Source organism: Pseudomonas sp. EA_5y_Pfl2_R50 (genome assembly GCF_963970475.1).
Classification (GTDB): domain Bacteria; phylum Pseudomonadota; class Gammaproteobacteria; order Pseudomonadales; family Pseudomonadaceae; genus Aquipseudomonas.
This window is the reverse complement of the sequence record NZ_CAXAPT010000018.1, coordinates 27,939-42,327: the sequence shown is the minus strand read 5'-3', so window position 1 is coordinate 42,327 and position 14,389 is coordinate 27,939. Positions and strand designations below refer to the sequence as shown.

General features: G+C 60.7%; 10 protein-coding genes. 7 read left to right on the top strand and 3 right to left on the bottom strand.

Features of this window, described 5'->3' with window-relative positions; translation table 11 throughout:
• Window positions 1-95 precede the first annotated feature (95 nt).
• From AACY19_RS24575 to AACY19_RS24560, 4 genes are all read left to right on the top strand, one after another.
• Window positions 96-2,687 carry a glycosyltransferase gene (locus AACY19_RS24575; protein WP_339454171.1) on the top strand — a complete coding sequence of 864 codons (2,592 nt, stop codon included), beginning with the start codon at window positions 96-98 and terminating at the stop codon, window positions 2,685-2,687.
• Between the two features lie 223 nt (window positions 2,688-2,910).
• On the top strand, window positions 2,911-4,062 hold the full coding sequence (gene dapE / locus AACY19_RS24570) for a succinyl-diaminopimelate desuccinylase (RefSeq protein ID WP_339454170.1): 1,152 nt from the start codon (window positions 2,911-2,913) through the stop codon (window positions 4,060-4,062).
• On the top strand, window positions 4,062-4,871 hold the full coding sequence (locus AACY19_RS24565) for a putative RNA methyltransferase (protein WP_339454169.1): 810 nt from the start codon (window positions 4,062-4,064) through the stop codon (window positions 4,869-4,871). The genes dapE and AACY19_RS24565 overlap by 1 nt, the downstream gene beginning before the upstream one ends.
• A 75-nt stretch (window positions 4,872-4,946) precedes the next feature.
• Window positions 4,947-5,324, top strand: coding sequence for a hypothetical protein (locus tag AACY19_RS24560; RefSeq protein WP_122609637.1), 378 nt, complete (start codon window positions 4,947-4,949; stop codon window positions 5,322-5,324).
• Window positions 5,325-5,414: 90 nt separating this feature from the next.
• On the opposite strand, the gene AACY19_RS24555 is transcribed toward AACY19_RS24560, so the two are convergent.
• Window positions 5,415-5,624, bottom strand: coding sequence for a cold-shock protein (locus tag AACY19_RS24555; protein ID WP_007908870.1), 210 nt, complete (start codon window positions 5,622-5,624; stop codon window positions 5,415-5,417).
• 238 nt (window positions 5,625-5,862) lie between these two features.
• Between AACY19_RS24555 and plsB the strand changes: the two genes are divergently transcribed.
• The 3 genes from plsB to AACY19_RS24540 all read left to right on the top strand — a co-directional run bounded on the left by plsB (window position 5,863) and on the right by AACY19_RS24540 (window position 9,592).
• Window positions 5,863-8,364 carry a glycerol-3-phosphate 1-O-acyltransferase PlsB gene (gene plsB, locus AACY19_RS24550; RefSeq protein ID WP_339454168.1) on the top strand — a complete coding sequence of 834 codons (2,502 nt, stop codon included), beginning with the start codon at window positions 5,863-5,865 and terminating at the stop codon, window positions 8,362-8,364.
• Between the two features lie 118 nt (window positions 8,365-8,482).
• Window positions 8,483-8,881: a YbaY family lipoprotein gene (locus tag AACY19_RS24545; protein ID WP_339454167.1), complete on the top strand. Its 399-nt coding sequence runs from the start codon at window positions 8,483-8,485 to the stop codon at window positions 8,879-8,881.
• 21 nt (window positions 8,882-8,902) lie between these two features.
• The gene (locus AACY19_RS24540) at window positions 8,903-9,592 is read left to right on the top strand and encodes a DUF4197 domain-containing protein (RefSeq protein WP_339454166.1); all 690 of its coding nucleotides are present in this window, start codon (window positions 8,903-8,905) and stop codon (window positions 9,590-9,592) included.
• 607 nt (window positions 9,593-10,199) lie between these two features.
• Here AACY19_RS24540 and AACY19_RS24535 read toward each other — a convergent pair.
• Window positions 10,200-13,268, bottom strand: a complete 3,069-nt coding sequence (locus AACY19_RS24535; protein WP_339454165.1) for an efflux RND transporter permease subunit — start codon at window positions 13,266-13,268, stop codon at window positions 10,200-10,202.
• A 6-nt stretch (window positions 13,269-13,274) separates the two neighbouring features.
• Window positions 13,275-14,387 (bottom strand): efflux RND transporter periplasmic adaptor subunit, encoded by a 1,113-nt coding sequence (locus AACY19_RS24530; protein WP_339454164.1) that lies wholly within the window; start codon window positions 14,385-14,387, stop codon window positions 13,275-13,277.
• Between the last annotated feature and the right edge of the window lie 2 nt (window positions 14,388-14,389).

Sequence of the window (14,389 nt, the reverse complement as noted above, 5' to 3'; positions counted from 1 at the left end):
GTGTACGACTGGTGGAATGCCGGTGTAGGATTCGCGCCCTTTTGGCGTAAGCCGACCGTTCCTTCGTTCCACAGCCTTTGGAACCCGAAATAGCTATGTCATCGCGTAAATTTGGACTCAACCTGGTGGTGGTTCTGGCAATCGCCGCGCTGTTCACCGGTTTCTGGGCGCTGATCAACCGCCCGGTCTCGGCGCCGAACTGGCCGGAACAGATCTCCGGCTTCTCTTATTCGCCGTTTCAGCAAGGACAATTCCCCCAGAAGGATCAGTATCCGTCTGACGAGGAGATGCGCCGCGATCTGGAAATCATGAGCAAGCTGACGGACAACATCCGCATCTACTCGGTCGACGGCTCCCTGCAGGACATCCCGAAACTCGCCGAGGAGTTCGGTCTGCGCGTGACCCTCGGGATCTGGATCAGCCCGGACCAGGAACGCAACGAACGGGAAATCACCCGCGCCATCGAACTGGCCAACACTTCGCGCAGTGTGGTGCGCGTGGTGGTGGGTAACGAGGCGATCTTCCGCAAGGAAATCACCGCCCAGGAGCTGAGCGTGCTGCTTGATCGTGTGCGCGCAGCGGTGAAAGTACCGGTGACCACGTCTGAGCAATGGCACGTCTGGGAAGAACATCCGGAACTGGCCAGGCACGTTGACCTGATCGCCGCCCACGTTCTGCCGTACTGGGAATTCATCCCGGTCGACAAGGCCGGCCAGTTCGTCTTTGACCGCGCCCGCGACCTGAAAAAGATGTTCCCGAAAAAACCGCTGCTGCTCTCCGAGATCGGCTGGCCGAGCAACGGCCGCATGCGCGGTGGCGCCGATGCGTCGCCGGCGGATCAGGCAATCTATCTGCGCAATCTGGTCAACAAGCTCAACCGCCAAGGCTTCAACTATTTTGTGATCGAAGCGTTTGACCAGCCGTGGAAGGCCAGCGACGAAGGTTCGGTTGGCGCGTATTGGGGTGTGTTCAACGCTGCGCGCCAGCAAAAATTCAACTTCGAAGGCCCTGTGGTCGCGATCCCGCAATGGCGCGTGCTGGCGGTGGGTTCGGTGGTACTGGCGCTGTTGTCGCTGACCTTGCTGATGATCGACGGTTCGGCCCTGCGTCAGCGTGGGCGGGTCTTCCTGACCTTCATCGCTTTCCTTTGCGGATCGGTGCTGGTGTGGATCGGCTACGACTACAGCCTGCAATACAGCACGTGGTTCAGTCTGACGGTCGGTTTCCTGTTGGCGCTGGGTGCGCTCGGGGTGTTTATCGTCTTGCTGACCGAAGCGCATGAGTTGGCCGAAGCCGTCTGGATTCACAAACGTCGGCGCGAATTCCTGCCGGTCGAGGGCGACTCCAGCTATCGCCCGAAAGTCTCGATCCATGTGCCGTGCTACAACGAGCCGCCGGAGATGGTCAAACAGACCCTCGATGCCCTCGCCGCCCTCGATTACCCGGACTACGAAGTCCTGATCATCGACAACAACACCAAGGACCCGGCGGTGTGGGAACCAGTACGCGACTACTGTGCAACCCTCGGCCCGCGCTTCAAGTTCTTCCACGTCTCGCCGCTGGCCGGTTTCAAGGGCGGCGCGCTGAACTACCTGATCCCGCACACCGCCAAGGATGCCGAAGTGATCGCCGTGATCGACTCCGATTACTGCGTGCACCCGAACTGGCTCAAGCACATGGTGCCGCACTTCGCTGACCCGAAAATCGCCGTCGTGCAGTCGCCGCAGGATTATCGCGACCAGAACGAAAGCACCTTCAAGAAGCTCTGCTACGCGGAGTACAAAGGCTTTTTCCACATTGGCATGGTCACCCGTAACGACCGTGACGCGATCATCCAGCACGGCACCATGACCATGACCCGTCGCTCGGTGCTGGAAGAATTGGGCTGGGCCGACTGGTGCATCTGTGAAGACGCCGAGCTCGGTCTGCGTGTGTTCGAGAAAGGCCTGTCGGCGGCTTACTACCACGACAGCTACGGCAAGGGCTTGATGCCGGATACGTTTATCGACTTCAAGAAGCAGCGTTTCCGCTGGGCCTATGGCGCGATCCAGATCATCAAGCGCCACACCGGCAGCCTGCTGCGTGGCAAGGACACCGAGCTGACGCGCGGCCAGCGTTACCACTTCCTCGCGGGCTGGTTGCCGTGGGTCGCGGACGGCATGAACATCTTCTTCACTGTTGGCGCGCTGCTGTGGTCGGCGGCGATGATCATCGTGCCGCAACGGGTCGATCCGCCGCTGCTGATCTTCGCAATTCCGCCGCTGGCGCTGTTCGTGTTCAAGGTCGGCAAGATCATCTTCCTCTACCGTCGCGCCGTCGGCGTGAACCTGAAAGATGCCTTCTGCGCGGCACTGGCCGGGCTGGCGTTGTCGCACACCATCGCCAAAGCGGTGCTGTACGGCTTCTTCACCAGCAGCATTCCGTTCTTCCGCACGCCGAAAAACGCCGACAACCATGGCTTCTGGGTGGCGATTTCCGAAGCACGGGAAGAGCTGTTCATCATGCTGCTGTTGTGGGGCGCGGCGCTGGGGATTTTCCTGGTCAACGGCATGCCGAGCAACGACATGCGTTTCTGGGTGGTGATGCTGCTGGTGCAGTCGCTGCCGTATCTGGCGGCGCTGATCATGGCGTTCCTGTCGTCACTGCCCAAACCGGTGGCCAAGCCTGAGCCGGCGCCAGTCGTCTAAATCCTCATCGATGCACTAAACGGCGGCCAATGGTCGCCGTTTTGCTTTAAGATAACCGCCATTTTGCGGGGCTTGGCGTGATAACCGTATCCCCTGTGGGAGCGGGCTTGCTCACGAAGGCTTTGTAACATTCAACATCTATGTTGACTGATCAATCGCTTTCGCGAGCAAGCCCGCTCCCACAGTCAGTCCGCGCCCACATTCATGATCTTCGGAGTTTTCCATGACGGCCCACGCCGACCTTTCGCCGACCCTCCAACTTGCCATCGACCTGATCCGCCGTCCGTCCGTGACGCCGGTCGACGCCGATTGCCAGAAGCAGATGATGCAGCGCCTGGGCGATGCCGGTTTCACCCTCGAGCCGATGCGCATCGAAGATGTGGATAACTTCTGGGCGACCCACGGCAACAACGACGGCCCGGTGCTGTGCTTCGCCGGCCACACCGACGTGGTGCCGACCGGCCCGGTCACGGCGTGGCAGATCGACCCGTTCAACGCCGTGATCGATGAGCACGGCATGCTTTGCGGCCGTGGCGCGGCGGACATGAAAGGCAGCCTGGCGTCGATGACCGTCGCCGCCGAGCGCTTCGTCACCGACTACCCGAACCACAAAGGCAAGGTCGCGTTCCTGATCACCAGCGACGAAGAAGGCCCGGCGCACCACGGCACCAAAGCGGTAGTCGAGCGTCTGGCCGCGCGCAACGAGCGTCTGGACTGGTGCATCGTCGGCGAACCGTCGAGCACCACGCTGGTTGGCGACGTGGTGAAAAACGGTCGTCGCGGCTCGCTGGGCGCCAGGCTCACCGTCAAAGGCATTCAGGGTCACGTCGCCTATCCGCATCTGGCGAAGAATCCGATCCACCTCGCGGCTCCGGCGCTGGCCGAACTGGCCGCCGAGCATTGGGATCACGGCAACGATTTCTTCCCGCCGACCAGCTTCCAGATCTCCAACGTCAACTCCGGCACCGGCGCGACCAACGTGATTCCGGGTGATCTGGTCGCGGTGTTCAACTTCCGCTTCTCCACCGAATCGACCGTCGAAGGCCTGCAGAAACGCGTGGCTGACATCCTCGACAAGCACGATCTGGACTGGCACATCGACTGGGCACTGTCCGGCCTGCCATTCCTCACCGAACCCGGCGCGCTGCTCGACGCCGTGTCGTCGAGCATCAAGGACATCACTGCTCGCGAGACCAAGGCGTCCACCAGCGGTGGTACTTCCGATGGCCGTTTCATCGCGACCATGGGCACACAAGTGGTTGAACTGGGCCCGGTCAACGCGACCATCCACCAGGTCAACGAGCGCGTGCTGGCGGCGGATCTCGACGTGCTGACCGAGATCTACTACCAGACCCTGATCAAGTTGCTCGCCTGATGCTCGCTTGCCCCATTTGCAGTGAACCGCTCAACGCGGTGGACAACGGCGTGGTCTGCCCCGCCGGCCATCGCTTCGACCGTGCGCGGCAGGGTTACCTGAACCTGCTGCCGGTGCAGCACAAGAACAGCCGCGATCCTGGCGACAACCAGGCCATGGTCGAAGCCCGCCGTGACTTCCTGAACGCCGGCCATTACGCGCCAGTGGCCAGGCGTCTGGCCGAGCTGGCGGCGAGTTATGCGCCGGATCGCTGGGTCGACATCGGCTGCGGCGAGGGTTATTACACCGCGCAGATCGCCGAGGCCCTGCCGGACTCGGATGGCTACGCGCTGGATATTTCTCGTGAAGCGGTCAAACGCGCGTGCAAACGCAATCCGGCGATTAGCTGGTTGATCGCCAGCATGGCCCGCGTGCCGTTGGCATCCGGTAGCTGCCAGTTTCTCGCCAGCGTGTTCAGCCCTCTGGACTGGGAAGAAGCCAAGCGTCTACTCAGTGTCGGCGGCGGTCTGATGAAAGTCGGCCCGACCAGCGGCCACCTGATGGAGTTGCGCGAACGCCTGTACGACGAAGTGCGCGAGTACACGGACGACAAGCATCTGGCCCTGGTGCCGGAAGGCATGGCGCTGGCGCACAGTGAGACCCTGGAATTCAAGCTGACGCTGACCAGGCCCGAGGATCGCGCCAACCTGTTGGCGATGACACCCCACGGCTGGCGCGCCAGTGCCGAGCGGCGTGCGGCGGTGATCGAACAGGCCGAGCCGTTCGTGACCACCGTGTCGATGCGCTACGATTATTTCGTTCTTCAATAACTTTTGGTTCCGGGCAAACGCCCGGGGCCGGCTAAATCCGCGAATGGATTTTTCAGACCCGCAGTGAGGATATCCATGCGCCAACCGGACATCGAGATTTACCTGAAAGACGCCGACGTCGACCACAAGGCCATTTCGGCCTGGCTCGGCGAAGCCCTTGGTCCATGCAGCGACTGGGTACAGAAAGGCCAGACTTACAAATGCAAGGCCGGCAACGTGCCGGTGACCTGGCTGCCAAAAGCCGTGGGCAAGTGGAACAGCCTGTACCTGGAAAGCGACCAGACGCCATGGGACGACGACATCGCCTGCGCCCGCGCCGCCTTTGCTGCGCTGAACGTGGAAGTGCGCTGCGCGCCGGGCACGTGGGTCGAGGAAGAAGGTGAGGAAACGGCGGATCGCTGGATTCGCATCAGCGCAGACGGTGAAGAAGAAATCACCTGGAAAACGGCTTAAAAGCAGCTGCAAGTTCTGAGCTGCAAGCTGCAAGCCTCAAGCGGAACTGCTTATCGCTTGTGGCTTGCAGCTTGAAACTTGAAGCTGCTGTTACAAGCCTACAACATCCTCAGCCTGCAAACCCTTCTCGCCAGTAATCACCGCATATTCGACTTGCTGGCCTTCGGTCAGCGACCGATGCCCTTCGCCACGAATCGCGCGGTAGTGCACGAACACGTCCACTCCGTCTTCGCGCTGAATGAAGCCGTAGCCCTTGGCGTCGTTGAACCACTTCACGTTGCCGGTTTCACGTGTTGCCATCTGTTCATACTCCTTTTTTATTATTGAACAGGCTTTTCGCAGGAAAGCCTTTGCGGAACGTCAGCCTGCGTCCGACGTCCATAAAAGGGCCCCGGCGACAGACCGCCGAGTATATGACAGGTGCGAAAAGTCTCAACAGGAGATTACTTCGCCGCTTTTTTGCCGATTTTCAGCTTATACGGCACACTATCGCCCTCCCGAGCAAACGCTCGGTTTTATTCACTCACGCAGAAGCCGTATGACCCGTTCCCCGTTCCGCCGTCTTGTGTTTGGCACCCTGCGCCGACTGTTGTACCTCTGGGTTCGCTCGGAGACGATCAACCAGTCGTCGTTCACCCTCAACCTCGACCGCAGTCGTCCGGTGTTCTACGTCCTGCAAAATCCTTCGCTGACTGATCTGGCGGTGGTCGACACCGAGTGCACCAAGGCCGGCCTGCCACGCCCGGTGCTGGCGGTGTCGGTGGGTTCGCTGATCGAGCCGGCGGCGTTTTTCTACCTGACGCCGGACCCGGACTGGCTCGGTCGCCAGGACAAACGCGGCGCGCCGCCGACCCTGACTCGCTTGGTCAGCGCCCTCTCGCAGAACGCCGCCGAAGACGCGCAGATCATTCCGGTCAGCGTGTTCTGGGGCCAGTCGCCGGACAGCGAAAACAGTCCGTGGAAGTTACTGTTCGCCGACAGTTGGGCGGTCACCGGACGCCTGCGCCGGCTGCTGAGCATCATCGTCCTCGGCCGCAAGACCCGCGTGCAGTTCTCCGCGCCAATTCATCTGCGTGAACTGATCGAACACAACAAGGGCCACGAACGCACCGTGCGTATGGCCCAGCGCATTCTGCGCGTGCACTTCCGCAATCTGAAAGCTGCCGTCATCGGCCCGGACATTTCCCACCGCCGTAACCTCGTCAAAGGCCTGCTCAACCAGCCACTGGTCAAGCAAGCGATCCTCGACGAAGCCGAGCGCGAAAACATCTCCCCGGAAAAAGCCAAGGCCCTGGCCCTGCGCTACGGCAACGAGATCGCCTCGGACTACACCTACACCGCCATCCGTTTTCTCGAAGTGGTGCTGAGCTGGTTCTGGAACAAGATCTACGACGGCATCAAGGTCAACCACATCGAAGGCGTGCAGAAAGTCGCGCAGGGGCACGAAGTAATCTACGTGCCGTGCCACCGCAGCCACATCGACTACCTGCTGCTCTCGTACCTGCTGTTTCGCAACGGCCTGACCCCGCCGCACATCGCCGCCGGGATCAACCTGAACATGCCGGTGATCGGCAGCCTGTTGCGGCGTGGTGGCGCGTTCTTCATGCGCCGCACGTTCAAGGGCAATCCGCTGTACACCTCGGTGTTCAACGAATACCTGCACACCCTCTTCACCAAAGGCTTCCCGGTCGAGTACTTCGTCGAAGGCGGCCGCTCACGCACCGGACGCATGCTGCAACCGAAAACCGGCATGCTCGCGATCACGATGCGCAGCTTCCTGCGCTCGTCGCGGATGCCGATCGTGTTTGTGCCGGTGTACATCGGTTACGAGCGCGTTCTGGAAGGTCGCACCTACCTCGGCGAATTGCGTGGCGCGAGCAAGAAGAAAGAATCGATCTTCGACATCTTCAAAGTCATCGGCGCGCTCAAGCAGCGCTTCGGTCAGGTCGCGGTCAACTTCGGCGAACCGATCAAACTGGCGGAATTTCTCGACAGCGAGCAGCCGGACTGGCGCCAGCAGGACCTTGGCCCGCAGTACAAACCGGCGTGGCTGAACGAAACCACCAATCGCCTCGGCGAAAAAGTCGCGCAGCATCTGAACGAAGCGGCGGCGATCAACCCGGTCAACCTGGTGGCACTGGCACTGCTGTCGACCACGCGTCTGGCGCTGGATGATCGCGCCATGGCGCGGGTGCTGGACCTGTATCTGGCACTGCTGCGCAGGGTTCCGTACTCGCCGCACACCACGCTGCCGGAAGGCGATGGCCGCGCGCTGATCGAGCACGTCAAAGACATGGATCTGCTCGCCGAGCAGAACGATGCGCTGGGTAAAATTCTCTATCTGGACGAGCAGAACGCCGTCCTGATGACCTACTACCGCAACAACGTGCTGCACATTTTCGCGCTGCCGTCGCTGCTGGCGAGCTTCTTCCAGAGCACCTCGCGCATGAGCCGCGAACAGATCCTGCGCTACACCCGCGCGCTCTATCCGTACTTGCAGTCGGAGCTGTTCATCCGCTGGACGCTGGACGAACTCGACGCCGTAGTCGATCAGTGGCTGGAAGCGTTTGTCGAGCAAGGCCTGCTGCGTTTCGAGAAAGACGTCTATCTGCGCCCTGCGCCGAGTTCGCGGCATTTCGTCCTCCTGACATTGCTGTCGAAGAGCATCGCGCAGACCTTGCAGCGCTTCTACATGACCGTGTCCTTGCTGCTCAACAGCGGCCAGAACAGCATCAGCGCCGAAGAACTGGAAGACCTGTGCACGGTCATGGCCCAGCGCCTGTCGATCCTCCACGGCCTCAACGCCCCGGAGTTCTTCGACAAGAGTCTGTTCCGCCACTTCATCCAGACGATGCTCGACCTCGACGTGCTGCGCCGCGACGAGGCTGGCAAACTGAGTTATCACGAACTGCTCGGCGAGCTGGCCGAAGGTGCGGCCAAACGCGTGTTGCCGGCGGAGATTCGCTTGTCGATCCGTCAGGTGGCGCTGCATCGCAGTGAAGACGCCGCAGACCAACCGGCCATGGACACTCAAGTCTGACGCAAGAAAACTGTGGGAACGGGCTTGCTCACAAAAGCGGTGGATCAAACAACCCCTGTGTTGAATGAGAAACCGTCTTCGCGAGCAAGCCAGCTCCAACATTGAAAGGAGATGTACCTTGAAGAAACTGCTAACCCTCGCCGCCGCCACACTCCTGAGCGCCTGCCAATCGACCACACCTGCCGGCAAGGTCGGACTCGACGGTGAAGTGTTCTACCTGCAGCGCATCGCCCTGCCACCGAGCGCCACCCTGAGCGTCAGCTTGCAAGACGTCTCGCTGGCCGATGCGCCAGCCGTCGTGCTGGACGAGCAAAAAGGCCCGATCAAAGGCCAGGTGCCGCTGCCGTTTCACTTGAGTTACGATCCAGCCCAGGTCAAACCCGGCCACCGCTACGCGGTCAGCGCACGCATCGAAGTCAACGGCGAGTTGATGTTCATCACCACCGAAAACCACGCCGTGCACCTCGACGGCAACGATCCGCAGCCGCTGAAAATCCGCGTCGACGCCATTCGCTAATTGCCTATCAAGGAAGCTGCCATGTTCCGCCCTACCCTTCGCTTCGCCGGCCTGTGCGCGGGCCTGATGATCTCCGCCAGCGCGCTGGCCCTGTCGCTCAGTGACCTGTCGCAAAAAGACGCTACCGGCGGCCTCAAGGATGCCCTGACCCAAGGCGCGCAAATCGCCGTCAAGCAACTGGGTACACCGGGCGGTTTCAGCAACAACCCCGAGGTGAAGATTGAACTGCCGGGCAAACTCGGTAAAGCCGCGAGCAAGATGAAAGCCTTCGGCATGGGCGCCCAGGTCGAAGAACTGGAAACCGCCATGAACAAGGCAGCCGAAAGCGCCGTGACCCAGGCCCAGCCGATCCTCGTCGACGCCGTGAAGAAAATGAGCGTGGCAGACGCCAAAAGCATCCTCAGCGGCGGCAATGACTCGGCCACGCAATACCTGGACAAATCCAGCCGCGAACAGATCCGCGCCAAGTTCCTGCCAATCGTCAAACAGGCGACCGACAAGGTTGGCGTAGCGCAAAAGTACAACTCGTTCGCTGGACAGGCGGCTGCGTTTGGCGTTGTCGACGCGAAGAGCGCCAACGTTGAAAACTACGTGACTGAGCAAGCGCTCAATGGCTTGTTCGAAATGATCGGCAAACAGGAACAAACCATCCGCCAGAACCCCGCCGCTGCGGCGACCAGCCTGGCGAAGAAGGTGTTTGGTACGCTGTAATGTTCTGAACGACAAAAAGCCCGCTGACCGTCACCGGTTCAGCGGGCTTTTTGTGAGGGTCAGATTTGCGAATCGACTTGCTCGAAGACGCGATTCACCGGTCACTCCGCGAGAGAAATCTTTGAATGGCGTACATCTGCAGGAATCAGGTCGGCTGTCAGGCCGCCTTCGCGAGCAAGCCCGCTCCCACAGGTGGATGGTGTTGAATCAGGCAGAGCGTGGTCGGCTGTCAGGCCGCCATCGTTGGCAAGCTAGCTCCCACACTAACGCGCCAACACTAGGCCGAGTGTCAGCTCGCCTGCTTTTGACCTTGATGTTGATCTCAGAGCCCGTCGGGAGGCTGAGTGGAGGGATTCATACGGGGAAAGCATCGAGAGGAGGTGCAGCGAAGCAAACCGTAGGCGATGCCCCCGGATGAACCCGGAGCGAAGGAACCCGAGCCTTGGCGAGGGCCGGACGTCAGGGCACAGACCTTTGGTTCCTTTGGGGCGCTTGCCAAAGGGACTCGCCGTAAGGGCAAAACCGCCAGCCCCAACACCCGAAGCAACGGATATTCACCCAAACCCCAAGAACACGGTCGGCCCGAAGGCCGCCACGTCACAAAAGATCAAACCTCCCGACGAACCCTGAACCAGGCCGCATACAACGCCGGCAAAAACAACAACGTCAGCGCCGTCGCCACAATCAACCCTCCCATGATGGCCACCGCCATCGGCCCAAAAAACACACTGCGCGACAACGGAATCATCGCCAATACCGCCGCCAACGCCGTCAACACAATCGGCCTGAAGCGTCGAACCGTAGCCTCGATAATCGCCTGCCAAGGCTTCAAACCCGAGGCGATATCCTGCTCGATCTGATCCACCAGAATCACCGAATTACGCATGATCATCCCCGACAGCGCAATCGTCCCCAGCATCGCCACAAACCCGAATGGCTGACGGAACACCATCAGGAACAGCACCACCCCGATCAACCCCAACGGCGCCGTCAGAAACACCATCGCCGTGCGCGAAAAACTGCGCAACTGCACCATCAGCAAGGTCAGCACCACGACGATGAACATCGGCACCCCGGCATTCACCGACTTCTGCCCGCGCTCGGAGTCCTCCACCGTGCCGCCGACATCCAGCAGATAACCATCGGGCAACTCGGCACGAATCGAATCCAGCGTCGGCATGATCTGCTTCACCAGCGTCGCCGGCTGTTCCTTGCCATAAATGTCCGCCCGCACCGTCACGTTCGGCAGACGATTGCGGTGCCAGATAATCCCTTCCTCAAAGCCGTATTCCAGCGTGGCAATCTGCGACAACGCCACACTGCGGCCGTTATCCGTCGGCACCGCCAGACTCGGCAACAACGACAACTCGGTACGCTCATGCACGGTGCCGCGCAGCAGAATCTCGATCAATTCGTTGTCTTCGCGATACTGACTGACACTCGAACCGGTCAACGAGCTCTGCAGGAATTTCGCCAGATTGGCCGTGCTCACACCCAGCGCCCTAGCTCGATCCTGATCGATGTTCAGGTACACGACTTTGCTCGGCTCTTCCCAATCCAGGTGCACATTGACCACATGCGGATTCTCGCGAACCTTGGCCGCGACCTTGCGAGCCAGTGCGCGGACTTCTTCAATGTGTTCACCGGTGACGCGGAACTGCACTGGATAGCCAACCGGAGGGCCGTTTTCCAGGCGCGTAACCCGTGAACGCAACGCCGGGAATTGCTCGTTGAGGGTTTCAATCAACCAACTGCGCAGCGCTTCACGCTCCTCGATGGTCTTCGCCAACACCACAAACTGCGCGAAGCTCGCCGCCGGCAATTGCTGATCCAGCGGCAGGTAGAAACGCGGCGAGCCAGTGCCGACATAGGCGACGTAATTATCGATGCCGGCGTGATCCTTGAGCATCGCCTCCAGCCGTTTCACCTCACCGGTGGTATTGGCCAGCGACGCGCCTTCCGCCAACTTCAAATCGACCATCAACTCCAGTCGATTGGAAGCCGGGAAAAACTGCTGCGGAACGAAACGGAACAACATCACCGAGGCGATGAACAGCCCTACCGTCAGCACGATCACGGTCTTGCGATGCATCACGCACCACTCGACCAGACGTCGAACGCGCTGGTAGAACGGCGTGCCGTAAGGGTCTGGCTGACCATCGCCGGCTCCATGTCTGGCCGCATGAATCTTCGCCAGATCCGGCAGGAGTTTTTCCCCCAGATACGGCACGAACATCACCGCTGCCACCCAGGACGCGACCAGCGCAATGGTCACCACCTGGAAGATTGAACGGGTGTATTCGCCGGTACCGGACTGCGCCGTGGCAATCGGCAGGAACCCGGCAGCGGTGATCAACGTACCGGTGAGCATCGGGAACGCGGTGCTGGTCCAGGCGTAACTCGCCGCGCGGATGCGGTCGAAGCCCTGCTCCATTTTGATCGCCATCATTTCCACGGCGATGATCGCATCGTCCACCAACAAACCCAGCGCCAGTACCAGCGCGCCGAGGGAAATCTTGTGCAGGCCGATGCCGAGGTAATACATGCAGGCGAAGGTCATCGCCAGCACCAGCGGAATGGTCAGTGCGACGACCATGCCGGTGCGCACGCCGAGAGAGAAAAAACTCACCAGCAAGACAATCGCCAGCGCTTCGACCAGCACCTGGACGAACTCGCCCACCCCGGTTTTCACCGCTGCCGGCTGGTCGGAGACCTTGCGCAGCTGCATGCCGGCCGGAAGGTTTTTCTGGATGCGCGAGAACTCGCCTTCCAGCGCTTTGCCGAGCACCAGAATGTCGCCGCCGTCCTTCATCGCCACGGCCAGACCGATGGCGTCTTCGCCCATGAAGCGCATGCGCGGTGCCGGTGGATCATTGAAACCGCGACGCACATCGGCGACATCGGAAATGCGGAAGGTCCGATCACCGACGCGGATCGGGAAGTTCCTGATCTCATCGACAGTCTGAAAATTCCCGGAGACTCGTAGCTGCAAGCGCTCGCTGCCGGTTTCGAAGAACCCGGCGGTGGACACCGCGTTCTGCTCTTGCAGCGCTTGTTGCACCGCCGCCAGGGGCAAGCCGAGGGTCGCCAGTTTGACGTTGGACAGTTCGACCCAGATTTTCTCGTCCTGCAGCCCGAGCAGATCGACCTTGCCGACGTCCTTGACCCGTTGCAGCTGGATCTGGATGCGGTCAGCGTAATCCTTGAGCACCGCGTAGTCGAAACCGTCACCGGTCAGCGCATAGATATTGCCGAACGTAGTGCCGAATTCATCGTTGAAAAACGGCCCCTGAATATCCGGCGGCAGGGTCTGACGGATATCACCGACCTTCTTGCGCACCTGATACCAAAGGTCGGGGATTTCCCTGGAATGCATCGAGTCACGGGCGATGAACGTGACTTGCGATTCACCAGGGCGCGAGAACGAGACGATACGCTCGTACTCACCGGTTTCCATGAGTTTCTTTTCAATGCGCTCGGTGACCTGGCGCGAGACTTCCTGGGCGGTCGCACCCGGCCAGCGGGTCTGGATCACCATCGCTTTGAACGTGAACGGTGGGTCTTCACTCTGGCCGAGCTTGGTGTAGGACAACGCTCCGACGATGGCCAGCAAAAGCATCAGGAACAATACGATCTGGCGATTACGCAGCGCCCATTCGGAAAGGTTGAAGCGCATCGGGACTTACTCCTTGTCCGCCAGATTGACCACACGGTTGGAGCGATCCACCGGTCGCACCTGCTGCCCTTCGAGCAACACATGCACGCCGGCGGCGACCACCCAGTCGCTGGCGCTCAGCCCTTCGAGTACCGGCACGGTCTTTTCGCCGAACGGGCCGATACGCACCGGGGTTTTCTTCAAGGTGTTGTTGCCGTTGACGACCCAGACGTAGGTCGCGCCGTTTTCCGCCGTGAGTGCCGAGAGCGGCACCGACAGCGACACGCTATCGGCCGATTGCACAAACACCCGGGCGCTCTGGCCCAGCTCGGCCGGGACTTTGCCGCTGTTGAAAGAAATCCGTGCGGCGAAGGTTCGCGAGCGTGGATCGGCGGCGGGTGACAGTTCACGGATTTGTCCGGTGAAGCGTTGATTTTGCTGCGTCCACAGCTCGACAGTCACGGGCTGACCGACCTTGAAGCGGCCGAAGCTCTGCTCCGGCAGACTGATCAGCACTTCGCGCTCGCCATCGGTGGCGAGGGTGAAGGCGGTTTGCCCGGCGGCAACCACCTGGCCGACTTCCACCGAGCGCTTGGCGACCACGCCATCCTGCGGCGCACGCAATACCGCGTAACTGGCCTGATTGGTCGATACGTTGAATTCGGCTTTGATTTGTTTGAGGCGGGCTTCACCGGAGCGGTAAAGGTTTTCGGCGTTGTCGTAGGCCGAACGGCTGACCATCTGCCGATCCATCAGTGTTTTATAGCGATCACGCTCGGCACGCACCAGATTGAGATTGGCTTCGGCAGCGGCGACCTGAGCGCGCGTGGCTTCCAGTTGCAGGCGCACGTCTTGCGGATCGAGTTCAGCGAGGGGTTGATCGGCCTTTACACGCTGACCTTCATCGACCAGTCGTCGGCTGACTTTACCGCCGATACGGAACGCCAGATCGGGTTCGTAGCGGGCGCGCACCTCGCCCGGATAACTTTCCATCGCCTGCGCCGAAGGCTCTGGCTGCACCACCAAGGCCGGTCGCACGGTGACTGGGGTCGCCACTTCCTGACCGCACGCCGATAACAAAAACGCCAGACTGACGGGCAATGCAAAGGGCCACGTGAGGTGCAGTGCATGACGGAACATGG

Excerpts from the sequence above, each read along its gene's own strand:
- AACY19_RS24530 (WP_339454164.1), bottom strand. The coding sequence starts at position 14,387 with ATGTTCCGTCATGCACTGCACCTCACGTGGCCCTTTGCATTGCCCGTC.
- AACY19_RS24540 (WP_339454166.1), top strand. The coding sequence starts at position 8,903 with ATGTTCCGCCCTACCCTTCGCTTCGCCGGCCTGTGCGCGGGCCTGATG.
- AACY19_RS24535 (WP_339454165.1), bottom strand. The coding sequence starts at position 13,268 with ATGCGCTTCAACCTTTCCGAATGGGCGCTGCGTAATCGCCAGATCGTA.
- plsB (WP_339454168.1), top strand. The coding sequence starts at position 5,863 with ATGACCCGTTCCCCGTTCCGCCGTCTTGTGTTTGGCACCCTGCGCCGA.
- AACY19_RS24575 (WP_339454171.1), top strand. The coding sequence starts at position 96 with ATGTCATCGCGTAAATTTGGACTCAACCTGGTGGTGGTTCTGGCAATC.
- dapE (WP_339454170.1), top strand. The coding sequence starts at position 2,911 with ATGACGGCCCACGCCGACCTTTCGCCGACCCTCCAACTTGCCATCGAC.
- AACY19_RS24565 (WP_339454169.1), top strand. The coding sequence starts at position 4,062 with ATGCTCGCTTGCCCCATTTGCAGTGAACCGCTCAACGCGGTGGACAAC.
- AACY19_RS24560 (WP_122609637.1), top strand. The coding sequence starts at position 4,947 with ATGCGCCAACCGGACATCGAGATTTACCTGAAAGACGCCGACGTCGAC.
- AACY19_RS24555 (WP_007908870.1), bottom strand. The coding sequence starts at position 5,624 with ATGGCAACACGTGAAACCGGCAACGTGAAGTGGTTCAACGACGCCAAG.